The organism is Sulfitobacter sp. S223 (assembly GCF_025143825.1).
Lineage (GTDB): Bacteria > Pseudomonadota > Alphaproteobacteria > Rhodobacterales > Rhodobacteraceae > Sulfitobacter.
On the sequence record NZ_CP083560.1, the window covers coordinates 21,225 to 43,955 of the forward strand.

Genomic DNA, 22,731 nt, shown 5'->3' on the forward strand with positions numbered 1-22,731 from the left:
GAGGCAGCTAGTTTGGCAGCATGCAAATCACCGCCTCGCTCCATTCCCCAGATGAAACAGCCGCACTGGCACAGCGGCTTGGCGCGAAGCTGACAGCGGGCGACACTCTTTTGCTAAGTGGAGATGTTGGCGCAGGTAAAACCCACTTTGCCCGTGCGTTGATACAGTCCCTTCTTTCACAGCCCGAAGATGTTCCATCCCCGACGTTCACATTGGTCCAGACCTACGAAGCCGCATCCGGAACGGAGATTTGGCACGCTGATCTTTACCGCCTTGGCGACCCGTCCGAATGCGAAGAGCTTGGCCTGACCGACGCAATGGATGACGCGATCTGCCTGATTGAATGGCCGGACCGTCTGGCCGATCTGCGTCCGCAAGACGCGCTGGACATTGCGCTCACCGCAACAGATGCTGAGGACCACCGCATGCTGACCGCATCATGGTCAGATCCCCGCTGGGACGCCAAAATGAATGACTGGATTCCATGACAGACCGCGAAACATTATTGATCAATTTCATCGATGGCGCGGGTTGGAGTGATGCCACGCGCATAACCGTGGCTGGCGATGCGTCCAATCGCCGCTACGAGCGGCTGAGCCGCGCCGACGGCAGTACAATCATTCTGATGGACGCACCCGCCGACAAGGGCGAAGATGTGCGCCCTTTCATTGCTATCGCAGAGCATCTGCGCAGCATCGGGCTGAGCGCGCCAGAGATACTTCAGCGCGACATCGCAAACGGTTTTCTTCTGATTGAGGATTTAGGTGACGATCTATTCAAACAGGTGATCGCGCGGGACGCTAACCTAGAGCTACCGCTATACGAGGCATCGGTGGATGTGCTGACTGTACTGCACGCGGCCCCGCTGCCTGAACTGGCACCCTATGATATAGCCACCATGACCAATTTCGCGGCGCGCGCTTATGACTGGTATCTTTTTGGTCTGACGGGGCAGCGCAGCACCCCGGAACAGGCAAAATTCGAACAAATCATGGCCAACTTGCTGGCCCCTGTTGACGCGGCCCCGTCTGTCCTGATCCAACGGGACTATCACGCCGAAAACTTGCTGTGGTTGCCAGCGCGTCAAGGAGCGGCGCGCGTAGGTCTGCTTGATTTTCAGGACGCAATGCGGGGCCACGCAGCCTATGATCTTGTCTCGATTCTGCAAGATGCGCGGCGCGATGTACCGCGCGAGATCGAGACTCGGATGATTGACCGATATCTGGCGCAGAATCCGCAAGACAAAGATGCCTTCAGAGCAGCCTACGCGATCCTGGGGGTGCAGCGGAATTTGCGTATTGTCGGAGCTTTCGCAAGGCTGTGCATTGATTTGGGCAAGCCGCGGTACATTGATCTGATCCCTCGTGTCTGGGAATTCGTCGAACGTAACCTTGCACACCCTGCCCTTGCGCCCGTCGCGGATCACATCCGCGCGACACTTCCGGTTCCGACGCCTGAGCGTCTGAAGCTTCTCAAATCGAAATGCGCATCATGAGCTTTCCCGTAATGCTTTTCGCTGCTGGCTTTGGCACGCGGATGAAACATCTGACAGCGGACCGCCCGAAACCGATGGTTGAGGTCGCCGGTAAACCGCTGATTGATCATGCGCTTGGACTAGCACAGGAAATTACCCCGCCGACAATTGTCGCCAACCTGCATTACCGCCCCGAACAGTTGTTGGATCACCTCACACCACTTGGCGTGCAAACGATCATTGAAAGCCCGCTGATCCTTGAAACGGGGGGCGGCTTACGTAACGCGATGCCGCTGCTGGGGGATGGGCCGGTTATCACGATGAACACGGATGCGGTGTGGCGGGGCCAGAACCCCTTGCGGCTACTTTTAGATGCATGGGACCCAGAGCGGATGGACGCTCTCTTGATGGGAGTTGAACCCGCGCGCGCGCTTGAACATACCGGTTCGGGTGATTTCACTATGTCCCCGAACGGACAACTAGCACGCGGTGTCGGCGTGATTTACGGTGGTGTCCAGATCATCAAGACGGAACTGCTGGCTGAAATTGAAGAAGAGGCCTTCTCCCTCAATCTGGTATGGGACCGCATGCTGGCGAAGGGTACCATGCACGGTCTCAGCTATCCTGGAAGATGGTGCGATGTGGGCCATCCGGACGGCGTGACAACCGCCGAAAACCTGCTCGCTTCAGATGTTTGAACCGCAAGATACGCCGCGCGTCTTTGGTCTGCCAACAGGCGTTGATTTCCCTCACCTTCTGGTCGCCGGACTGTTGGACCGGTTCAAGGGGCAACCACCCGAAGCATTGGCCCGCGTAGAACTGATCGTAAACACGCAGCGCATGGCGCGCCGTTTGCGCTCTATTTTTGAGAACGGTCCAGCGATGCTTCTGCCGCGCATTCGCCTCATCACCGATCTTGAAACATTGGCCCCGAGTGTGATCATTCCGGAAGGGGTTCCCGCCCTTCGGAGGCGGCTGGAGCTGATCGGGCTTATCTCTGCCCTGCTAGAAAAGTCCCCGGATCTGGCATCCCGCGCATCGCTTTATGATCTTGCAGACAGCCTTGCTGCGCTGATCGACGAAATGCAGGGCGAAGGCGTGACGCCCGAAAAAATCGCAGAGTTGGATGTGACCGACCAATCCGGTCACTGGGAACGGGCAAAGGTCTTTTTGGGGATCGTGCAGAACTATCTCTCTCTTACCGAATCCATGCCGGACAAAGAAGCCCGCCAGCGCGCGCGTGTTGCGGCCATTGCGGCGCTCTGGAAAGAGCAGCCACCACAACACCCTGTTATCATTGCTGGCTCCACAGGCTCGCGCGGGACGACGATGATGCTGATGCAAGCGGTCGCGGGCCTGCCGCAAGGGGCGCTTGTTCTGCCTGGGTTCGACTTTGACTTGCCGCCAGAGGTCTGGGCCGCGCTCGACGATCCAATGATTTCCGAAGATCATCCGCAGTTCCGGTTTTACCATTTGATGGCCAATTTGGGCACCACGCCCAACGCCGTGGAATGCTGGCATGAAAATGCAAAGCCCTACGCTCCCGATCGTAACAAGCTGATATCGCTGTCCCTGCGCCCTGCCCCTGTCACTGACGCGTGGCGGATCGAGGGGCCGCGTTTGGAAAACCTTGGTGACGCGACCCGCGACATGACCCTCTTGCTTGCCGAAACGCCACGTGCGGAGGCATTGGCGATTGCGCTAAGATTACGTCAAGCAGCGCAAAACGGTCAGACGGCCGCACTTATCACTCCAGACCGGATGCTGGGCCGTCGCGTAACTGCTGCACTGGATCGCTGGAATATATTACCCGATGACAGCGCTGGCACGCCGCTGCACCTTTCGCCACCTGGTCGGTTCCTGCGTCACGTTGCAGCGCTGTTGTCCCGACGCTTGGATGCAGAGGCGCTTTTGACACTGCTCAAACATCCTCTGACCCATAGTGGTGAAGGCCGCAATATGCACCGCCTCTATACCCAGCGGTGTGAACTGGCGATCAGGCGCCATGGTCTGCCTTACCCGGAGCCGGATGCCTTTATTGCACTGTGCGAAAAGGCTGTACCGGACGATGAAGAAATGCATCGCTGGGCGGTTTGGGTGGCAGAGGCGACAATGGGGCATCTTGATCACACAATTCATCCATTGAAAGATTGGACCGCAAAGCATCTACAAGCGGCCGAAACATTGGCTGCGGGGCCGACAAACAGCGATATTCATGAGCTTTGGCAACAAAAAGCCGGGATCGAAGCACGCCGCATCATGCAAGACCTAGAGAACGAGGCGGGTTACGGCACCGAGCTGAATGCCGCTGACTATGCTGATCTCGTCGGTGCATTATTGTCGGCGGGCGAAGTACGTGACCGCGATGCGCCACATCCTGACATCATGATCTGGGGCACGTTAGAGGCACGGGTGCAGGGCGCTGATCTGGTGATACTTGGCGGGCTCAACGACGGCACTTGGCCCGAAGCTCCGCCACCGGATCCGTGGTTGAACCGTAAAATGCGTCACGACGCTGGGCTTTTGCTGCCAGAGCGGCGCGTGGGACTGGCCGCGCATGACTATCAACAAGCTGTCTGCGCACGTGAGGTCTGGATCACACGCTCTATCCGTTCCGAAGATGCTGAAACAGTACCTTCCCGATGGGTAAACCGTTTGGGCAACCTGATGACCGGTCTGCCGAACCAAGGCGGCGTAGAAGCTTGGAAAGCGATGATTGCGCGCGGCGACTACTGGCTGGGTCAAGCACGGGCGCTAGAGGCGGTTGTGCCAGTTCCTTCCGCCCCACGCCCTTCTCCGCGTCCCCCGCTGGCCGCGCGTCCGCGTAACCTGTCAGTAACCGAGATAAAGACGCTGATCCGTGATCCCTATGCGATCTACGCCCGCCACAGCCTTAGATTGCGCGCGCTCGATCCGCTGGTGCAGTCCCCCGACGCGCCGCTGCGCGGGATTGTCGTCCACGCTGTGATGGAAGATTTTGTGAAGTCCGTGATGGCGGACCCTGCCCTTCTGACAAAAGCGCACCTTCTGGATATTGCCAGACAACGCTTGGATGAACTGGTGCCGTGGCCCGCCGCGCGCACGATCTGGCTGGCGCGTTTGGCGCGGGTGGCAGACTGGTTCATTGAGGCAGAGCAAGACCGCTTAGCGCGATCAGAGCCTGTCGCCTTTGAGGATGACGCGCGCGGTGTTCTTGAGCTGGCAGATCTGGGTTTTACCCTCCGCGGCGTTGCCGACCGGATTGACCGGAACCTCAGCGGCGAGATTCAGATTTATGACTACAAGACGGGCAAGCCGCCCAGCGACAAGCAGCAAAAGCACTTTGACAAACAGCTTTTGATCGAAGCGGCAATGGTTGAAGAAGGTGCATTCAAAAAGATCGGTGCCGCACCAGTGTCGCGCGCGACATTTATCGGGCTTGGTAACTCTCCGGAAGAGATAGACGCGCCGCTGGAACAAGAGCCTCCGCAGGTGGTTCTGGAAAACCTGCGCAAACTGATTGCCGCCTACCTTGATCCCACTCAGGGTTTCACGTCACGTCGGATGATGGAAAAAGAAATCTTTGCCGGTGAATTTGACCACCTTGCCCGTTTTGGCGAATGGGACGGTTCGGATGACGCGCAGCCGGAGGATCTGACATGAACGGCTCGCCTGACTGGAACGATGCAACCCGCGCACAGATCACCGCTGCGCGTCCGGACACCTCAACATGGCTAAGTGCGAATGCGGGGTCGGGTAAGACGCGCGTGTTGACCGACAGGGTGGCGCGGCTTTTGCTCGACAAAGTTGAACCACAGCACATCCTGTGTCTGACCTATACCAAGGCCGCCGCCTCGGAGATGCAGAACCGTCTTTTCAAGCGGTTGGGTGAATGGGCAATGATGGAGGACGACGCGCTGCGTTCCGCGCTGCGCGATTTGGGAGTGCTCAAGGAGATTCCCGCCGAACAGTTACGTGAGGCGCGCACTTTGTTTGCGCAGGCGATCGAGACACCAGGTGGTCTGAAAATTCAGACGATCCACTCTTTCTGCGCTTCGCTTCTGCGGCGGTTTCCGCTTGAGGCAGGTGTCAGCCCCCAATTCAAAGAGATCGAAGACCGCGCCGCGGAACTGTTGCGCGCGGATATTCTGGATGCGATGGCCGAAGGACCACAGGCCCATCTGATGGCCGATCTGGCGGCCCACTACACTGGTGAAAGCTTTGCCTCGCTCACGCAAGCGATCACAGGCAAGCGGGAGCTGTTTGACAATCTGCCCGAAGACCTGAGCCCGATCTTTGATGTGCCAGAAGGTTTTGATCTGGACGGTCTGCCAAGGCAGGTTATGGACGAAGCTGTCGCAAGATGGATGCCAGAAGCCATCAATATTCTTGCGTCACAAAGTGCGGTGACCATGAAACGGGTGGCAGATGCCTTGCGCCTGATCAATTTTGCCGAACCGACATTTGGTGATCTTGAAAAGCTCAAATCGCAGATGCTCACCCAGAAAATGGAGCTTCGAAAAAGCTTTCCGACCAAGGGCGCGCAAAACGATCTTGGCCCCCTCCTGACCCCGTTCGAGGATTTGGCCCAATCAGTATACGAATGCCATGATCTACAAATGCGCGCGCGCAATCTTGCCCGGACAAGCGCACTGCACAGCTTTGCCAAAGTTTTTATCACACGCTACGAAGCAGAAAAGCAGCGCCGTGGTTGGCTGGATTTTGACGACCTCATTTTGCGCGCGCGTGCCTTGCTCAATGATCCAAAGGTCGCGGCGTGGGTGCTGTACCGCATTGATGGCGGCATTGATCATATTCTTGTGGATGAAGCCCAAGACACCTCTCCCCGGCAATGGGATGTGATCGAAAAACTTGCGGATGAATTCGCATCAGGCGCAGGTGCACGGGAGGACCAGACCTCGCGAACGCTGTTTGTTGTGGGTGACAAAAAGCAATCAATATACTCTTTTCAGGGCGCTGATCCGCGCGAGTTCGATCTCAAGCGGGCGACGTTCCAGCAAAGCCTCGAAGAGGCGCACCTAAGCTTTCAAAACCAGAGCCTTGATTACTCTTTCCGATCTTCGCCTGCGATTCTGCGCGCCGTCGACCAAACCTTTAACACGGTGCCCGAACCGCGCATGGACGCGCCGATGACGCACCTCGCGTTCAAAGACGCCTTGCCGGGCCGTGTTGATCTGTGGCCGCTGGTCGAAGCCAACAAAGACGATGAGGACGAAGCAGACTGGACCGATCCGGTAGACCGCAAAAGCCCGCAGCATCACACCGTTATTCTAGCCGAGCAGATTGCAGCGCAGATAAAATATCTGGTGGAGGGTGAACATTACATCCCCGACGAGGCTGAAGATCGCAGCACCATCCGCCGCAGGATCACCGCTGGTGATTTTCTAATCCTTGTACGGGGTCGCAAGACCGGCCTTTTTTCAGAGATTATTCGCGCCTGCAAAGCTGCAAAGCTACCGATTGCTGGTGCAGACAGGTTGAAGGTCGGGGCCGAGCTTGCCGTGCGGGACATCGGGGCTTTGCTCTCCTTTCTTTCTACGCCTGATGACGCTTTATCATTGGCGACTGCGTTGCGTTCGCCCCTGTTTGGCTGGAGCGAGCAGGCGTTGTTCACCCTTGCGCATGGCCGCCCCAGCAAAAAAGATTTATGGCAAAGCCTGCGCACGCAGGAGGATAGCTATCCCGAGACATTAGCAATCCTGCACGACTTGCGGGGTCAGGTGGATTTCTTGCGCCCCTATGACCTGATCGAGCGAATTCTGACACGCCACGGTGGCCGCTATAATCTGCTCGCGCGTATGGGTACCGAAGCCGAAGATGGGATCGACGCTCTTTTGGGGCAGGCTTTGGCCTATGAACGGACAGAAGTTCCCAGCCTTACGGGATTTCTTGAATGGATGCAGGCTGATGACCTGGAGATCAAACGCCAGATCGATAGCGCCTCTGACCAGATCCGCGTGATGACGGTGCACGGCTCCAAAGGGTTGGAAGCGCCGATTGTGATCCTGCCTGATACCGGACGAAAGGATGTCAGCGTCAAAAATGACATCATCACAATCGACGGAGTACCGATTTGGAAGCCAAACGCGCCAGATATGACCAAAGGAATTGCCGCCCGCATTGACGAATTGAAAGCTGAACAGACCGAAGAAGGCTTGCGGCTGCTGTACGTCGCGATGACCCGTGCAGAGAAGTGGTTGATTTTGGCAGCTGCAGGAGAGCTGCCAAAAGATGGAAAAAGCTGGTATCAGATGACCGAAGAGGCGTTGGCGCATTTGAATGCGGTTCCATTTGTGGACGGGCCCTCAAGCGGCATTCGTCACGAAGAACAAGGCTGGGACGACCTTCCGGTGGTCACAGTCGCACCTAAATCTATCGAAACGCCCCAGTTAGAGCCTGTATTTAACACAGAGCCCCCCGCACCACCAAAGCGCAGCGATGCCCTGTCCCCGTCTGATCTTGGCGGTGCCAAGGCGCTGGGCGGTGAAGAAGGTATGGATGAAGAGGATGCCAAATCCTACGGCTCCGTTGTTCATATGCTCCTAGAGCATCTTGCCCCGATTGCAGCTGACAGGCGCTCGGTGGCAGCAGAACAGTTGCTGCGCAACACAAACCCGATATTTGCAGAAACCGCACTGTCGGAAACTCTAGCCGTGCTAGATAACCCTGTGCTGACTCATGTTTTCGCTGCTGAGACGTTAGCAGAAGTGCCGGTAACCGCCGATTTGGGTAGTCAGCGGATGTACGGGATTATCGACCGATTGATCGTCACGCAGGATCACATATTGGCGATTGATTTCAAAACCAACCGGACCGTGCCGGACGCACCCGACGCCTGCCCCGAAGGATTGCTGCGCCAGATGGGCGCGTATGCACATGCCCTAAAGGCTGTTTACCCTGACAAAAAAGTCGAAACCGCGATCCTTTGGACGTATACTGGCGCCCTCATGACGTTGCCCGATGACATTGTGATGGCAGCCCTTGCGCGCACAGGTCACCTTGACCCCGGCATCGCGCGTTCTTAGTTATCTACCATACCCGAACCAATGGAGAGCTTTATGGCCACCGTCTCAGTTACCGATGCTACCTTCGACGCCGAAGTGAAAAATTCCGACATCCCCGTTGTGGTGGATTTCTGGGCAGAATGGTGTGGCCCATGTAAACAGATCGGCCCCTCACTTGAGGAACTATCCACCGAGATGGAAGGCAAAGTCAAAATCGTCAAAGTGAACGTTGACGAAAACCCCAACTCTCCCGCCCAGATGGGTGTGCGCGGCATCCCTGCGCTGTTCATCTTCAAAGGCGGCGAAGTGGTCTCCAACATGGCAGGCGCGCGGCCCAAGGCTGCTCTGCAAAGCTGGATCGAAGAGTCCATCTAAGACCTCTACAACCCGTAGATTAGAAAAGGCGCCCGACATAGGGCGCCTTTTTTCGTTAACTATACTGGCCAGCCAAACCGCCTAAGGCGCTGGGCGATCATTTCTTCTGCCTCCGGTCGACCGGCATTGATGCTGTTCTTCTGCCAATACCAATGGATGTAGGCCGCATAATCTGGCGCTGCTGACTGAACAGCGGCGAAACTTGCCGACAGATCATTCATATCCGCCTGCACCGCAATATGATGAAAGTCCGCCTTCCGGAACAAAAGCGCCGGTTTGCCGAAAAAGTACCCGTTGAACCCGACGCTGGAATTCTGCGTCACCACGTAATCGCAGCGCGCCAACAGGTCGGCCATGCCGCCGGTCTGCACAGTTATCCGCTTGTGCCTCTGTTCAAGCGCTTTCAGCGCTGAAAGCTCTGCATCCTTATACCGCTCGTTTGGATGCAAGGCAGCAACCACGTCGCCGCTGGTGTGGGCGAGGCAGTTCTCCACCATCTCAATCGGGCTGCATATCTGGAACGGGCGATGATCCAGCAATCTGCCCTGTAGTGGGACGTACACCGTGCCATCACGGGTTATTTTCTGTGCAGCATCACCAAACAGACGTTTCTGCCAAAAACCATAGAACCGCGCCGCCTCCTTTGCCTCTGATGGATCAGGGTCAAACGGGGCTTGGGACACATCCCACGCCCAGCGCTCAGAGCTTAGTTCGATCTGCCAAAACGGATAGTGATAAGCACGGCGAAAGCATAATCCCTGTCCATCGGGGGGCGTTTTGATGTGGCTCATCGACCACCCCTCTCTGTCTGGTGCCCCGCGCGGACCGAATGGAGCGTACATCACTTCCATACCGGCGGCCCTCATGACACCTGCGAGTTTTCCGATAAAATTATGTTTGCCCGCTTGCGCACTCTCGCACAGCTCTGGCTCCATGTAGAAAGTTACAGTTTCGGGATTGTTCATATCCCCAAAGCTAGCGGCGACAAGCTGCCGCAACAAGGGCTGGCCTTGTTCCTCTGGCACGCGCACGCCATATAGAATGCAAGAAACGGAGGCATTATGGCACAGAGCGAATTTCCAGGTTGGCACGGCACAACCATCATTGGTGTGAAAAAGGGCGGCGAAGTCGTGATTGCGGGGGACGGGCAGGTGAGCCTTGGCCAGACCGTGATCAAAGGCACTGCGCGCAAGGTACGCAGGCTGTCGCCCGGCGGATATGATGTGGTCGTCGGTTTTGCCGGCTCTACCGCTGATGCCTTCACCCTGCTTGAGCGGCTTGAGGCCAAGCTTGAGGCCACACCCGGACAGTTGCAGCGCGCAAGTGTCGAGCTGGCAAAAGACTGGCGCACCGACAAATACCTGCAAAAGCTAGAAGCGATGCTGATTGTCACAGATGGCACAGAGCTTCTTATCATTACTGGCGCTGGCGACGTGCTTGAGCCAGAGCATAACATTGCAGCAATTGGATCTGGCGGAAATTTCGCCCTAGCTGCCGCGCGTGGATTGATCGACAGCGACCGCGACGCCGAAGCAGTGGCACGTGATGCGATGAAAATCGCCTCTGACATTTGCGTTTACACCAACGGCAACCTGACCGTGGAGAAAATCAAAGCATGACTGATCTGACCCCCCGTGAAATCGTCTCCGAACTGGACCGCTACATCATTGGCCAGAATGACGCGAAACGCGCCGTTGCCGTGGCGCTTCGTAACCGCTGGCGGCGCAAACAACTGTCTGATGATCTGCGCGATGAAGTATATCCAAAGAACATCCTGATGATCGGCCCCACCGGCGTCGGCAAGACCGAGATCAGCCGCCGTCTGGCAAAACTGGCACGTGCGCCCTTCCTGAAGGTCGAGGCGACGAAGTTCACCGAAGTGGGTTATGTTGGCCGCGATGTGGAACAGATCATTCGTGATCTGCTGGATGCTGCCATCGCGATGACCCGTGAACACATGCGCGAAGACGTAAAGGCAAAAGCACAAAAAGCGGCCGAAGAGCGCGTGATTGACGCCATTGCTGGCCCTGACGCCCGTGAAGGCACACGCGATATGTTCCGCAAAAAGCTGCAAGATGGTCAGCTGGACGATACCATCATTGAGCTTGAGGTAGCAGATACATCTAACCCGTTCTCCGCTATGGAAATTCCCGGACAGCCCGGGGGCGGAATGGGAATGATGAACATCGGTGATATCTTTGGCAAAGCCATGGGTGGTCGCACGAGCAAGAAGCGGCTTTCGGTTGCAGATAGCTATGATGTCCTGGTTGGAGAAGAAGCTGACAAGCTGCTGGATGACGAAACCGTCACCCGCGCCGCCATTGAAGCGGTTGAGCAGAACGGCATCGTGTTTCTGGACGAGATCGACAAGGTCTGTACCCGCGCCGACGCGCGCGGCGGGGATGTCAGCCGCGAAGGTGTACAGCGCGATTTGCTGCCACTGATCGAAGGCACGACTGTCAGCACAAAACATGGTCCGGTAAAGACAGATCACGTGCTGTTCATCGCCTCCGGTGCGTTTCATATCGCTAAACCGTCCGATCTGCTGCCTGAGCTTCAGGGCCGGTTGCCCATTCGTGTGGAACTACGCGCGCTGACCGAAGAAGATTTCGTCCGCATCCTGACCGAGACCGACAATGCGCTGACGCTGCAGTATACCGCGCTGATGGGCACCGAAGAGGTTGAGGTAAGCTTTACCGAGGACGGGATCGCTGCACTGGCCAAGATCGCAGCGGACGTGAACCAATCGGTAGAAAATATCGGCGCACGCAGGCTGTACACCGTGATGGAACGGGTGTTCGAAGAGCTTAGCTTTACCGCGCCGGACCGTGGCGGGGATAAGATTGTCGTGGACGCCGGATTTGTGGACACCAATCTGGGTGAGCTTGTAAAATCCACCGATCTCAGCCGCTACGTGCTTTAAGGTCTTCCCATTCTCCCATGCGCCGGCAATCTAGGCGCATGGGCTATTTACGTTTCCTTTTAGATAACCGCCTGTTCCTGCTGGCCGGTTTCCTTCTGACCTTCACATCGTCATTCGGACAAACGTATTTCATCTCGCTCTTCGCGGGTGAGATTAAGGATACTTTCGGACTAAGCGATGGGGGCTGGGGCGGAATCTATACGATTGGCACCACGCTATCGGCGGTGACAATGATCTGGGCCGGCGCCCTGACAGACCGTTTTCGTGTCCGGCATCTGTCGTTTTGGGTGATGGTATTGCTGGCAGTTGCCTGTCTGGCGATGGCGGTGGTGCCTAACGGCTTTCTTCTGGTCTTTGTGATCTACGCTTTGCGGCTCATGGGGCAGGGCATGTTGTCACAGCTGGGCGCTTTGGCAATGTCACGTTGGTTTATCGCCGCGCGCGGTCGGGCGCTTTCGCTCTCTTCTATGGGGTTTGCTGTGGGTCAGGCGACCCTTCCTGTCGTGTTTGTGGCACTACTGGTAACGGTACAATGGCGAAGTCTGTGGCTGATAGCCGCAGTGGGTATCGTGCTTCTGATCCCTCTAATGCAAATTTTGCTAAAGCAAGAACGCACACCGCAGTCGATGGCAGACGGGACACAAAGCGTTGGTATGTGCACGCAGCATTGGACAAGGGGACAGATGCTGCGACATCCGTTGTTTTACATCCTCATCCCGCTAGTTCTGGGTCCTTCTGCATGGGGAACGGCCTTGTTCTTTCAGCAGGTGCACCTGACGGAGGTAAAGGGTTGGAGCCTTGTTTCCTATGTCGCCTTGATGCCAGTCTACACAGTCGCCAGCATTACCTTCACCTTCATCACCGGCTGGGCCATTGACCGCTTTGGCGTGAAATGGATTGTACCGTTCCAAATGGTGCCTTTCGGCATCTCGTTTCTTGTACTTGCCTATGCCGACACGATCTTTATGGCCGGTTTTGGCCTTGTGATTTTCGGAGTCGGGCAGGGGATGCAAGGCACAGCGACCTCTGCTTTCTGGGCCGTTTTTTATGGTACTCGGCATTTGGGTGCAATCAAGGCGGCGGCGGCGGCCTTGATGGTATTTGGTTCGGCTATCGGGCCGGGAATCACAGGTGCGTTGATTGATTTCGGCATAGATTTTCCGGACCAGATGATCCCGATCGCGTTTTTCTACTTTGTCGGCGCGCTTTTGGCAGGGCTTGGTATCCTGCGTTACCAGCGTGACCTACCGGTGACGGCGTAGATAGACGTAATAAGCACCGCCACCGCCATGGCTCACATGCGCTTGAGCCACCTGAAGGACTACAGACTTCATCGGTTGCATAGACAACCACTGCGGCACTTGGTGCCGTAGGACGCCATGACGAACAGGTATCGGGCCACCTTCGTCACGCTGCTTTCCCTTGCCTGTCACAACAAGGATCAGGCGCTTGCCCTGTGCGTGCGCGTTCATGACGAAACCGGTCAAAACCGGATGTGCGCGGTCCAGCGTCATACCGTGCAAATCAATCTTCCCTTCTGGCCGCAATTTGCCGCGCTTGAGCTTACCAAAAGACTTCTGATCCATTTGCACAGGCGCTTGGCGGATCTGATCATGGATGGCTGGAGCCAGATTATGCGCGGGCGAACGGGAAGGCGGGTTAGGTTTGCCCAGAATGACCGACTTGGCCTTGCGAATATTGCGCGGCGCAGGGGCGGGCAGGCTGGAATCCTTTTCAAACCGCTTCACTTCCAGATTGCTGCGCTCAATTCTTTCGGTTTTCGCGCGAACGCGGTCCCAAAGCTCTTGATCCTCTGCGCTAAGCCTGCGGCGGGTCATATCGCGCTTTCCGGAAGCAGGGCATAGGCGCGCTGTATCGGCATCAGAACCAGCAAGCGTCCCGGATCACGCAGGGTTCCGGCCAGCCGCCCTGCCTTATCTCCGGTACCAAAAAATACGTCGGCGCGCTGGGCGCCCTTAATGGCGGAGCCGGTATCTTGCGCAATCATCAACCTTCTCAAAGGAGATTTGCCGTCTTTTTCGATCCAGACCGGCGCTCCGAGCGGAATGAACTTGGGATCAACCGCAACGGACCGCATCGTGGTGATCGACCGATTCATCGCCCCCAAAGGCCCCTTATCAGCAGGAACTTTGCTGACCTCGCGGAAAAAAACATAGGACGGATTGTGATACAGTAATTCTTGCCCGTCTTCTGGGTTGCGCCGAACCCAGTTCTTGATGACCTGCGCGCTCACTTGATGCGGCTCATAAACGCCCCGGCGGACCAGTTCCTTACCTATCGAACGGTAGTTGTGCCCGTTCGAGCCACGATACCCGACACGCACGGCGGTCCCGTCGCTCAGCCGGATACGACCAGAGCCTTGGATCTGAAGAAAGAACAGCTCAACCGGATCGTCGACATAAGCGATGACCAGATCACGTCCATCCATCACACCAGTCTCAAGAATATCGCGTCGGGTAAGCCATGGCCGGTTCTGCCGTGCCTCTTGTGGCATCTTGTAAACCGGATAGCTGAAACGAGGTGTCGGGGTAAGCGATCCATCAAGTTCGGGTTCGAAATAGCCGGTGAACAGGGCGTCCTGCCCATCCTCGATCAGGACCGGACGGAACAGAAGCTCGAAAAACTCGCGCGGGTCAGGGCCAGATCGGGCAAACGTACAGATTGAGCGCCAGTCGGGATCTTTCATATCCTGGCAGGTGTTCAGAAACGTTTCAAACGCTGCCGCGTGATCATCCTGCGCCCAACCATCCAATTGGTCAAAGGACAGGATGTTATATTTGACCTCAGACGCCAAAGGCCCCGCCAGCAGCGAGGCCCAGAGTGTGGCAGTGATGCGAAGCGCGCATGCTACCCGTCTGTAGAAACCAAGAACCAATTTGGATCATCCGAGCCCATGATGCGGGCAAAAACCCACGTGTCTTTTTGTTTTTTAGCATCAGTGATGCTGCCTTCGACAATCTCGCCTTCCGCATTGCGGACGGCCTGTGTCAACTCGGCCACAAATCGCAGAGTCATTTCGGCCTCTTTTGTCTCTGGATCAAGCGTCACATTCTCCAACGCCATTTCACGTACGCCGATGAAGTTTGCTTCAATCGTCAGGCCCTGATCTTCACGCGCAGCCACACCGTCCACAAAGCTTTCGTAGATTTCCTCGGTCAGGAACGGCTTGATATCGTCAAGCTCGCCCCGCTCATAGCCCATGACGATCATCTCATATGCGCCACGGCCGCCCGCCAAAAATTCTGTGACGTTGAACGAAGGCTCAAGCCTTTTCATTTCGGCCAAGGCGCGGGCCTGTGGCGATCCTTCGTCAAAGTGGTCCGTGATATCAAGGTCAGGTCCGCCTTCGATCACTTCGAACGCAGGTCCCTTGCGTGGCACCGGTGGCACCTGCACAGGCGGTTTTTCAAAACCTTCTCTCGTCCCTAGAACATTTTTCAGCCGCAAGATCAGAAAAACCGCAATCGCGGCAAGAACCAGAAGCTGGATAAGCGGTGAATTCATGTTGACCTCTTGGGGACTAGGCGTGGAAACAATCGTCTAAGCACCTTATGTAGGTGCCAAGGGGGCTCAAGTCCACTGTAGCCCCCGTGAAAGGAAGCAAATACATGTGGCTTTTAATCGCATTTATCGCCGTACCGGTGATTGAGATCGCCCTGTTCATACAAGTTGGCGGGTTTATCGGGCTTTGGCCTACATTGCTGATCGTCATATTAACCGCCCTCGCAGGCACGTATCTGGTCCGCAGTCAGGGCCGTTTGGCGCTGGGTCAGTTGCAGAATTCATTTAATGAGTTGCGCGACCCGACAGAACCGCTGGTGCATGGGGCAATGATTCTGTTTTCTGGCGCGCTGCTGCTGACGCCCGGATTTTTTACAGATGCCGTCGGTTTCGCGCTGCTGATACCCGCAGTCCGAAAAGCAGCGTTCAAAGCCATTCGTGCCCGCGTTAAGGTTCAAACCTTTGGCACGCCTGGTTCCGGTCAGCGCCCACCACAGCATGATCCGCGGGGTGGCGGTGATGTGATTGACGGTGAATTTATCGAATTACCCGATAGTGACGCGCCCAAAGGGTCCTCGGGTTGGACAAAACACTAAGCGATTGAGCGCTTGGAACTGACCTGCTAAGCGTTCTGCATCAAATTTTAACCTCCAAAGAGGAGAGCCGTTCATGGCCGAAGCCGAAGCACAATCCCAAAAAGCACCACAACTGCGCGTTTTGGGTCAATTCATTCGTGATATGTCTTTTGAAAATATTATGGCCCAAAAGGGTGCGCCAAGTGACGTGCAGCCTGATGTGCAGGTTCAGGTGAACCTTGATGCGAAAAAACGTTCTGCTGAAAATCAGTACGAATCTTCGATCAAGCTGAATGTAACGTCCAAAGCCAAGGGCGGAGATACCACCCTTTTCGCGCTTGAGATCGATTATGTCGGCATTTTTGACATTCAGGACGTGCCTGAAGACCAGTTGCACCCTTTTCTGCTGATCGAATGCCCCCGCATGATCTTCCCGTTCCTGCGCCGTATTGTCAGCGACGTGACACGCGACGGTGGCTTCCCGCCGCTGAACCTTGAGAACATCGACTTTGTTGCGCTTTACCGTAACGAAATCGCGCGCCGTCAGGCGTCCGAAGGTGCGAAAGCAGACGCTTAAAAAATTAGGCTTTTAGCCACAAAGGATCGCCGCCCAAGTTGCTGACAAACTCAGCGTGGGCGGCGATTTCTTTTTCAGAAAGCCGTGATGGCAGCGGGGTAGGGCGCGGACGCGGGGTCCACTCACTTTGCGCATCACCTTCTTTCGGCTCTGCTCGGGTCGAGAGCGCAAAATCAGGTTGTTTGCCGCCAATCAGCTCAAGATAGACTTCGGCCAGAATTTCACTGTCCAGCAAAGCGCCGTGCAGTGTACGGGACGAGTTATCAATGCCAAAACGGCGGCATAATGCGTCCAGAGAAGACGGCGAGCCCGGGAATTTCTTACGAGCGATGGCCAGCGTATCAACTGCCTGCTCCCACGGAATTTCGCGCAGACCCATTTTCGACAGCTCGAAGTTCAGAAACTTGATATCGAAAGCTGCGTTGTGGATGATCAGCTTGCTGTCACCTATGAAATCCACAAAAGCCTGACCAATATGCACAAACTTGGGTTTGTCGCGCAAGAAATCATCACCCAGTCCGTGCACTTCAAACGCCTCTTGTGGCATGCCACGTTCCGGATTGATGTATTGGTGATAGGTGTTGCCGGTAGCAACATGCCGCATCAGCTCAACCGCGCCAATTTCAACGATGCGGTCGCCTGTATGGGGATCAAATCCTGTGGTTTCTGTATCTAGGACGATCTCACGCATGAAGCTGGCTCCGGATTTCTTTCACTATGTCTTGCACCTGTGCCGCTGCGTGTTCAAGGGTATCGGTCTCAATCACATAGGTCGCGCGGGCGCATTTTTCGGCTGCGGGCATTTGTTTGGCTTTGATCGCAAGGAACTGTTCACGGGTCATCGTGCCGCGTTCCATAACGCGCGCTTCCTGCGTGGCGTCATCCGTTACAACACAGGCGGTTGCGTCGACACGGGCATCTCCGCCTGTCTCAAACAACAAAGGAATGTCGAGCACAACAATATCTGCCTGCGTCTGTGCAAGGAACGTGGCGCGGTCTTGCCCAACCAATGGATGTACAATCGCTTCAATCTGTTTGAGCGCTGCAGGATCGCGCCCAATGATCTCTTTCAACGCAGAACGGGACACGGCGCCATCAATCACAGCATCAGGAAATGCTGCCTTAAAAGGGGCCACCGCCGCACCGCCTTTGGCATAAAGTCGATGCACCGCTGCATCCGCATCCCACAGCGCGCATCCGTGATCTACAAACATCTGCGCCGTTGTTGATTTGCCCATCCCGATGGACCCGGTGAGACCCAGCAAAAACATCAACGCAATGCCGCTGCACGGGTGGCACGGTCCACATCTGGTCGACGTCCAAACCAGCGTTCAAACGCCGGTACAGCCTGATGTAACAGCATCCCAAGGCCATCAACTGTGACACAGCCGTAGTTCTCGGCTGTTTCAAGCATCTTGGTCTTGAGCGGAGCATAAACAAGATCGGTTACGACGGTGCGTGGACTTAATCCATCTAGGGGAACGCGCAGCTCTCCCTTGCCGATCATGCCCAGCGATGTTGTGTTCACCAGCAACGAAGCGTCATCAATCATATTGCCGGCCTGAACCCAATCATACACCTGCACGCGGCTACCAAAATCATGCTGCAGCTGTTCTGCGCGTATCCTTGTGCGATTAGACAGCAATATCTCTGGCACACCAGCATCCAGAAGCGAGGCAATGACAGCACGGGCAGCGCCACCAGCACCAAGAATAGCAGCGGGACCGGAACGGGGATTCCAATCAGGCGCGCCCGCCTTCAGGTTTTCAATAAACCCGTAACCATCTGTATTATCGGCGTGAATCTTTCCATCCTTACGGAATATCAGCGTATTTGCAGCACCAATCAGGGTTGCACGATCTGTAACCAGATCAGCGATCTCCATCACTTTCTCTTTATGTGGGAGAGTGAGGTTAACGCCAACAAATCCCATCTTAGGCAAAGTCCGCAACACAGTTTCCAGATTCTCCGGAGACACATCCATGGGGATATAGTGACCCGGAATTCCATAAGTCTTGAGCCAATGCCGGTGCAGCTGTGGTGATTTGGAGTGCGCAATAGGGGAACCTATGACACCGGCCAAAGGGATGCGAGGCAGTTCGGTCATTGATCGATGTCTCCGCGAAGCGTTAGGTAATTGAGGATTTCCAACAAGGGCATTCCCAAGACATTAAAGTAATCGCCCTCAATGTGCGAGAACAGCCGCACGCCTTCTTCTTCAAGCTTATAGGCGCCAACTGAATGGCGGATGCTTTCCCAGTTCCGGTCTACATAACTTTCTAGATATGCATCGCTGGCATCACGCATCCGCAACCGTACTTGCCCGATATGACGCCACAGAGGCTTTCCATTCTCATAAATAACGGCAGCAGATAAAAGAGTATGCCGATCGGCACGCATGGATTTGAGTTGTTCAAGCGCAGCTGCGGGATTTTCAGGTTTGTTAAGCAGCACACCTTTGTGATCCAGAACCTGATCACATCCGATAACCAAAGCGCCGGGATTCTTATCACTGACCTTCGATGCTTTGAGTTCAGCAAGCGCATCGGCTATGTCACGGGGCGGGGCACCTGCAGCGATAAGGGATGACTTAATCATCTCTTCATCAACACGTGCTACTTGAACCTCGTGGGGCACCGCTGCTTGACGCAGCATTTGGCCACGGATCGCAGAACCTGACGCAAGGATGATCTGTACAGTCATGTGGATAACTCATGCATAATCTTAAGATATTCTTAAGGACAACTTGTCCGCAATTCGTCGCTTGGGTTCAAGAGGGGGATAACCGGCATCTGTCATCCAGTTTGCCTGCATTTCACCCACGGTGGAAAAGGACAACTTAATGATTTGGTAACTTAAGTTGTTTCGGTTCCACCAACAGAGTTTTCCACAACACAATGAAAACATATTAATCAATAAGGTTATGATTTTTAAAGATAATGTTGTTCACATGAACATTATCAACATCCTATGTTTCCAAGGTTTGATGGGTGTACAAAAGTGGGGATAACTATTTGATCCACAGGTTTTGGCCTCCCTACTTAAAACAACAATCTTTCTTTCTATCTTTATTATTATAAAGAGAGGGCAAGCATGGAGAGACAAAGATGAGTGATATCCTGATCGCGGCCTATCCCTGGATTAAAGGGCTTCACATCATTTCGGTAATTTCGTGGATGGCAGCGCTGTTCTATCTGCCACGGCTCATGGTGCACCACACCGAACGTGTAGGCCTTAGCGGCGAGACACATGAAATCTTTGCCATGATGGAATACAAACTGGCCAAGGTGATCATGAGCCCTGCTATGATGGCCACATGGATCTTTGGGTTGTTGCTGGTGATGACGCCCGGGATCGTAAACTGGGACCTTGTTTGGCCTTGGCTGAAAGGCGCCTCGGTAATTGGCATGACCATCTTCCACGTATGGCTTATGCGGCGGATGAAGGGCTTTCAGCGCGGTGAAAACACGGTGACAGGCAAGCAATACCGCCTCATGAACGAAGTGCCGACCGTTCTGATGATCCTGATTGTCTTTTCCGTGACGGTTAAGTTCTAGGTCTGTCATTGATTGACAGGGCGGGCCTAGGCAGGCTAAGAGCATTCAGCGCCCCGTTCGGGGATTGCATAACCCGATTTTTTTTCCAAGACAGGCCAGCTGACGCTTTCGCGTGAGGCCAAGGATATCTCCATGACAGTTGAAACTCTCAATCTTGCCGACCTGAAGGCGAAATCTCCCAAAAGCCTGATCGATATGGCTGAAGAGCTGGAGATTGAAAACGCCTCTACGATGCGCAAGGGCGAGATGATGTTCCAGATTCTGCGTGAACGCGCTGATGAGGGCTGGGAAATCTCTGGCGATGGCGTTCTGGAAGTTCTGCAAGACGGTTTTGGATTTTTGCGCTCTCCCGAGGCGAACTACCTTGCCGGACCTGATGATATCTACGTTTCGCCTGAAATGATCCGCCAGCATTCGCTGCGGACAGGCGACACGATTGAAGGTTTGATCAAAGCACCTGACGACAACGAGCGTTATTTTGCGCTGACCGAAGTCACACAGATCAACTTTGAAGATCCTGAGAAAGCCCGCCACAAGGTCGCGTTCGAGAACCTCACGCCACTTTACCCGGATGAGCGGCTGATCATGGAAGTCGAAGATCCCACCGTCAAAGACCGTTCTGCACGGATCATTGATCTGGTTTCACCAATCGGTAAAGGTCAGCGCTGCCTGATCGTTGCCCCTCCGCGGACGGGTAAGACTGTTCTGCTGCAGAACATCGCCAACTCAATCGAAAAGAATCACCCAGAGTGCTATTTGATTGTTTTGCTGATCGACGAGCGCCCTGAAGAAGTGACAGACATGCAGCGTTCTGTGAAGGGTGAAGTTGTGTCCTCTACTTTTGATGAACCAGCGACACGCCACGTGGCAGTTTCTGACATGGTAATTGAAAAAGCCAAGCGTTTGGTTGAGCACAAGCGTGACGTTGTCATCTTGCTGGACTCGGTAACGCGCCTTGGTCGTGCGTTTAACACGGTTGTGCCTTCCTCTGGTAAGGTCCTTACTGGTGGTGTTGATGCGAACGCCTTGCAGCGCCCCAAGCGTTTCTTTGGTGCCGCACGTAACATCGAAGAGGGCGGTTCGCTTACGATCATTGCAACAGCGCTGATCGACACAGGTAGCCGTATGGACGAAGTTATCTTCGAAGAATTCAAAGGCACAGGTAACTCCGAGATTGTTCTGGATCGGAAAATCGCGGACAAGCGCGTCTTCCCTGCCATCGACATTCTAAAATCCGGTACACGGAAAGAAGATCTGTTGGTCGATAAAGTCGATCTTCAGAAAACCTTCGTTCTGCGCCGCATTCTGAACCCAATGGGTACGACGGATGCGATCGAATTCCTGATATCCAAATTGAAGCAGACCAAGACAAATTCTGACTTCTTCGACTCGATGAATACCTAAAACTTCACATAAATTCAAAGGCTTAGGTCTATGGATACGATTTTCGCCCAAGCGACAGCAATGGGCCGTGCCGGTGTGTCCGTTGTGCGGATTTCAGGACCGTTGGCGCATGAAGTCAGCGCAAAAATGGTCGGGTCTCTGCCAGAGCATCGTTCAACTGCTCTTAGGATGGTCAAAGGTCGCGATGGCGGTTTTATAGATCAGGCTTTGGTTCTGTGCTTCGAGGGGCCGCATAGCTTCACAGGCGAAGACGTTGTAGAACTGCATTTGCACGGCAGTATTGCAATTATGCGGCGCGTGCTTTCTGAACTTGGATCTTATGCGGGTGTACGGCTCGCGGAACCAGGTGAATTTACCCGCCGTGCTCTTGAAAACAGCCGCCTCGATCTGGTTCAAGTTGAAGGCCTTGCTGACTTGATAGAAGCGGAAACCGAGGCGCAGAGAAAACAGGCACTTCGTGTTCTGTCAGGGGATTTGGGTTCAAAGGTAGAAGTGTGGCGTACCGCATTGATACGTGCTGCAGCCTTATTGGAAGCCACCATTGATTTTGCGGATGAAGATGTTCCTGTCGATGTCAGTGGCGAGGTTCGTGAACTGCTCAGAGATGTCGATGCTGATCTCAAACGTGAGATTGAAGGAACAAAAGCGGCAGAGCGGATCAGGACGGGCTTTGAAGTCGCAATTGTTGGTGCACCAAATGTGGGGAAATCCACACTTTTGAATAGACTAGCAGGACGAGAGGCAGCGATCACATCAAGTATTGCTGGAACCACCCGTGATGTCATCGAAGTTCGCATGGATTTGGGTGGTTTACCTGTGACACTCTTGGATACGGCTGGAATTCGCGAAAGCACAGATGAGATCGAGACGCTTGGAGTTGAACTGGCCTTAAAGCGGGCTGCTGATGCAGACCTACGCGTTTTCTTACTTGATGAGGGTGAAAAGCCTCCATTTACGCCACTTGCAGGTGATATCGAGCTGACTTCTAAGGCTGATCTTTCCGGAGACCCATTTCCTGCTGTATCAGGAAAAACGGGGGCGGGCGTAGATCAACTTCTTGAAAAGATAGAAGGACAACTGGCGGATCTTGCCACAGGGGCTGGTCTTGCGACGCATGCTCGGCACGCCACTGCGATGGAGACCGCCAGATCGGGGCTGCAGGCAGCACAAAGAATTCTTGATGGTGGTCCAGATCATTATGATATAGCTGCGGCGGAACTCCGCCTTGGAATCCACGCGCTTGAAGCGTTGGTAGGTCGCATTGATGCGGAGAATCTGCTAGATGAGATATTCGCAAGCTTCTGTCTTGGAAAATGAGGA

At 54.9% G+C, this 22,731-nt stretch carries 22 protein-coding genes; 14 read left to right on the top strand and 8 right to left on the bottom strand.

Annotated features, from left to right (window positions below; translation table 11 throughout):
• Positions 1-20 precede the first annotated feature (20 nt).
• Genes tsaE through trxA form a run of 6 tightly spaced genes read left to right on the top strand, consistent with a single transcriptional unit; the run spans position 21 to position 8,853 of the window.
• Entirely contained in the window at positions 21-488 is a 468-nt protein-coding gene (gene tsaE / locus K3757_RS00105; protein WP_259998064.1) for a tRNA (adenosine(37)-N6)-threonylcarbamoyltransferase complex ATPase subunit type 1 TsaE, read from the top strand.
• On the top strand, positions 485-1,495 hold the full coding sequence (locus K3757_RS00110) for an aminoglycoside phosphotransferase family protein (protein ID WP_259998067.1): 1,011 nt from the start codon (positions 485-487) through the stop codon (positions 1,493-1,495). The genes tsaE and K3757_RS00110 overlap by 4 nt, the downstream gene beginning before the upstream one ends.
• Positions 1,492-2,172 carry a nucleotidyltransferase family protein gene (locus K3757_RS00115; RefSeq protein ID WP_259998069.1) on the top strand — a complete coding sequence of 227 codons (681 nt, stop codon included), beginning with the start codon at positions 1,492-1,494 and terminating at the stop codon, positions 2,170-2,172. The genes K3757_RS00110 and K3757_RS00115 overlap by 4 nt, the downstream gene beginning before the upstream one ends.
• Positions 2,165-5,116 (top strand): double-strand break repair protein AddB, encoded by a 2,952-nt coding sequence (gene addB, locus K3757_RS00120; RefSeq protein WP_259998071.1) that lies wholly within the window; start codon positions 2,165-2,167, stop codon positions 5,114-5,116. The genes K3757_RS00115 and addB overlap by 8 nt, the downstream gene beginning before the upstream one ends.
• The gene (gene addA, locus K3757_RS00125; protein WP_259998073.1) at positions 5,113-8,499 is read left to right on the top strand and encodes a double-strand break repair helicase AddA; all 3,387 of its coding nucleotides are present in this window, start codon (positions 5,113-5,115) and stop codon (positions 8,497-8,499) included. The genes addB and addA overlap by 4 nt, the downstream gene beginning before the upstream one ends.
• Positions 8,500-8,532: 33 nt before the next feature.
• Entirely contained in the window at positions 8,533-8,853 is a 321-nt protein-coding gene (trxA, locus tag K3757_RS00130) for a thioredoxin (protein ID WP_259998074.1), read from the top strand.
• Positions 8,854-8,912: 59 nt separating this feature from the next.
• On the opposite strand, the gene K3757_RS00135 is transcribed toward trxA, so the two are convergent.
• The gene (locus K3757_RS00135; protein ID WP_259998077.1) at positions 8,913-9,878 is read right to left on the bottom strand and encodes a hypothetical protein; all 966 of its coding nucleotides are present in this window, start codon (positions 9,876-9,878) and stop codon (positions 8,913-8,915) included.
• A 36-nt stretch (positions 9,879-9,914) separates the two neighbouring features.
• On the opposite strand from K3757_RS00135, the gene hslV reads away from it, so the two are divergent.
• From hslV to K3757_RS00150, 3 genes are read left to right on the top strand one after another with little or no spacing between them, the layout of a single operon-like run.
• Positions 9,915-10,472, top strand: coding sequence for an ATP-dependent protease subunit HslV (hslV, locus tag K3757_RS00140; protein ID WP_259998080.1), 558 nt, complete (start codon positions 9,915-9,917; stop codon positions 10,470-10,472).
• Complete coding sequence (gene hslU, locus K3757_RS00145; RefSeq protein WP_259998083.1) at positions 10,469-11,776, top strand: ATP-dependent protease ATPase subunit HslU; 1,308 nt, start codon at positions 10,469-10,471, stop codon at positions 11,774-11,776. Before hslV ends, hslU begins: the two co-directional genes overlap by 4 nt.
• A 38-nt stretch (positions 11,777-11,814) precedes the next feature.
• Positions 11,815-13,038: an MFS transporter gene (locus tag K3757_RS00150; protein ID WP_259998085.1), complete on the top strand. Its 1,224-nt coding sequence runs from the start codon at positions 11,815-11,817 to the stop codon at positions 13,036-13,038.
• Here K3757_RS00150 and K3757_RS00155 read toward each other — a convergent pair.
• From K3757_RS00155 to K3757_RS00165, 3 genes are read right to left on the bottom strand one after another with little or no spacing between them, the layout of a single operon-like run.
• On the bottom strand, positions 13,021-13,614 hold the full coding sequence (locus K3757_RS00155) for a Smr/MutS family protein (RefSeq protein ID WP_259998087.1): 594 nt from the start codon (positions 13,612-13,614) through the stop codon (positions 13,021-13,023). The genes K3757_RS00150 and K3757_RS00155 overlap by 18 nt on opposite strands.
• Positions 13,611-14,591: a murein transglycosylase A gene (locus K3757_RS00160; protein ID WP_259998089.1), complete on the bottom strand. Its 981-nt coding sequence runs from the start codon at positions 14,589-14,591 to the stop codon at positions 13,611-13,613. Before K3757_RS00160 ends, K3757_RS00155 begins: the two co-directional genes overlap by 4 nt.
• A 53-nt stretch (positions 14,592-14,644) precedes the next feature.
• On the bottom strand, positions 14,645-15,301 hold the full coding sequence (locus K3757_RS00165) for a Tim44/TimA family putative adaptor protein (RefSeq protein WP_259998092.1): 657 nt from the start codon (positions 15,299-15,301) through the stop codon (positions 14,645-14,647).
• Positions 15,302-15,405: 104 nt separating this feature from the next.
• On the opposite strand from K3757_RS00165, the gene K3757_RS00170 reads away from it, so the two are divergent.
• The gene (locus K3757_RS00170) at positions 15,406-15,894 is read left to right on the top strand and encodes an FxsA family protein (protein ID WP_259998094.1); all 489 of its coding nucleotides are present in this window, start codon (positions 15,406-15,408) and stop codon (positions 15,892-15,894) included.
• Between the two features lie 73 nt (positions 15,895-15,967).
• Positions 15,968-16,450, top strand: a complete 483-nt coding sequence (secB, locus tag K3757_RS00175; protein WP_259998097.1) for a protein-export chaperone SecB — start codon at positions 15,968-15,970, stop codon at positions 16,448-16,450.
• A gap of 4 nt (positions 16,451-16,454) precedes the next feature.
• Here the strand turns inward: secB and dnaQ are convergent, their stop codons facing one another.
• From dnaQ to K3757_RS00195, 4 genes are read right to left on the bottom strand one after another with little or no spacing between them, the layout of a single operon-like run.
• Positions 16,455-17,141 carry a DNA polymerase III subunit epsilon gene (dnaQ, locus tag K3757_RS00180; RefSeq protein ID WP_259998099.1) on the bottom strand — a complete coding sequence of 229 codons (687 nt, stop codon included), beginning with the start codon at positions 17,139-17,141 and terminating at the stop codon, positions 16,455-16,457.
• Positions 17,134-17,721 (bottom strand): dephospho-CoA kinase, encoded by a 588-nt coding sequence (gene coaE, locus K3757_RS00185; RefSeq protein ID WP_259998101.1) that lies wholly within the window; start codon positions 17,719-17,721, stop codon positions 17,134-17,136. The genes dnaQ and coaE overlap by 8 nt, the downstream gene beginning before the upstream one ends.
• The gene (locus K3757_RS00190) at positions 17,721-18,557 is read right to left on the bottom strand and encodes a shikimate dehydrogenase (RefSeq protein WP_259998103.1); all 837 of its coding nucleotides are present in this window, start codon (positions 18,555-18,557) and stop codon (positions 17,721-17,723) included. Before K3757_RS00190 ends, coaE begins: the two co-directional genes overlap by 1 nt.
• The gene (locus tag K3757_RS00195) at positions 18,554-19,153 is read right to left on the bottom strand and encodes a nucleoside triphosphate pyrophosphatase (protein WP_259998105.1); all 600 of its coding nucleotides are present in this window, start codon (positions 19,151-19,153) and stop codon (positions 18,554-18,556) included. The genes K3757_RS00190 and K3757_RS00195 overlap by 4 nt, the downstream gene beginning before the upstream one ends.
• 404 nt (positions 19,154-19,557) lie before the next feature.
• Between K3757_RS00195 and K3757_RS00200 the strand changes: the two genes are divergently transcribed.
• From K3757_RS00200 to mnmE, 3 genes are all read left to right on the top strand, one after another.
• Positions 19,558-20,007 (top strand): CopD family protein, encoded by a 450-nt coding sequence (locus K3757_RS00200; protein ID WP_259998107.1) that lies wholly within the window; start codon positions 19,558-19,560, stop codon positions 20,005-20,007.
• Positions 20,008-20,139: 132 nt separating this feature from the next.
• Positions 20,140-21,411, top strand: coding sequence for a transcription termination factor Rho (gene rho / locus K3757_RS00205; protein WP_259998110.1), 1,272 nt, complete (start codon positions 20,140-20,142; stop codon positions 21,409-21,411).
• 30 nt (positions 21,412-21,441) lie between these two features.
• Complete coding sequence (gene mnmE / locus K3757_RS00210; RefSeq protein ID WP_259998112.1) at positions 21,442-22,728, top strand: tRNA uridine-5-carboxymethylaminomethyl(34) synthesis GTPase MnmE; 1,287 nt, start codon at positions 21,442-21,444, stop codon at positions 22,726-22,728.
• Positions 22,729-22,731: the final 3 nt, after the last annotated feature.

Coding starts and splice junctions, on each gene's coding strand:
- tsaE (WP_259998064.1), top strand. CDS start 21: ATGCAAATCACCGCCTCGCTCCATTCCCCAGATGAAACAGCCGCACTG.
- K3757_RS00110 (WP_259998067.1), top strand. CDS start 485: ATGACAGACCGCGAAACATTATTGATCAATTTCATCGATGGCGCGGGT.
- K3757_RS00115 (WP_259998069.1), top strand. CDS start 1,492: ATGAGCTTTCCCGTAATGCTTTTCGCTGCTGGCTTTGGCACGCGGATG.
- addB (WP_259998071.1), top strand. CDS start 2,165: ATGTTTGAACCGCAAGATACGCCGCGCGTCTTTGGTCTGCCAACAGGC.
- addA (WP_259998073.1), top strand. CDS start 5,113: ATGAACGGCTCGCCTGACTGGAACGATGCAACCCGCGCACAGATCACC.
- trxA (WP_259998074.1), top strand. CDS start 8,533: ATGGCCACCGTCTCAGTTACCGATGCTACCTTCGACGCCGAAGTGAAA.
- hslV (WP_259998080.1), top strand. CDS start 9,915: ATGGCACAGAGCGAATTTCCAGGTTGGCACGGCACAACCATCATTGGT.
- hslU (WP_259998083.1), top strand. CDS start 10,469: ATGACTGATCTGACCCCCCGTGAAATCGTCTCCGAACTGGACCGCTAC.
- K3757_RS00150 (WP_259998085.1), top strand. CDS start 11,815: ATGGGCTATTTACGTTTCCTTTTAGATAACCGCCTGTTCCTGCTGGCC.
- K3757_RS00155 (WP_259998087.1), bottom strand. CDS start 13,614: ATGACCCGCCGCAGGCTTAGCGCAGAGGATCAAGAGCTTTGGGACCGC.
- K3757_RS00165 (WP_259998092.1), bottom strand. CDS start 15,301: ATGAATTCACCGCTTATCCAGCTTCTGGTTCTTGCCGCGATTGCGGTT.
- K3757_RS00170 (WP_259998094.1), top strand. CDS start 15,406: ATGTGGCTTTTAATCGCATTTATCGCCGTACCGGTGATTGAGATCGCC.
- secB (WP_259998097.1), top strand. CDS start 15,968: ATGGCCGAAGCCGAAGCACAATCCCAAAAAGCACCACAACTGCGCGTT.
- dnaQ (WP_259998099.1), bottom strand. CDS start 17,141: ATGCGTGAGATCGTCCTAGATACAGAAACCACAGGATTTGATCCCCAT.
- coaE (WP_259998101.1), bottom strand. CDS start 17,721: ATGTTTTTGCTGGGTCTCACCGGGTCCATCGGGATGGGCAAATCAACA.
- K3757_RS00190 (WP_259998103.1), bottom strand. CDS start 18,557: ATGACCGAACTGCCTCGCATCCCTTTGGCCGGTGTCATAGGTTCCCCT.
- K3757_RS00195 (WP_259998105.1), bottom strand. CDS start 19,153: ATGACTGTACAGATCATCCTTGCGTCAGGTTCTGCGATCCGTGGCCAA.
- K3757_RS00200 (WP_259998107.1), top strand. CDS start 19,558: ATGAGTGATATCCTGATCGCGGCCTATCCCTGGATTAAAGGGCTTCAC.
- rho (WP_259998110.1), top strand. CDS start 20,140: ATGACAGTTGAAACTCTCAATCTTGCCGACCTGAAGGCGAAATCTCCC.
- mnmE (WP_259998112.1), top strand. CDS start 21,442: ATGGATACGATTTTCGCCCAAGCGACAGCAATGGGCCGTGCCGGTGTG.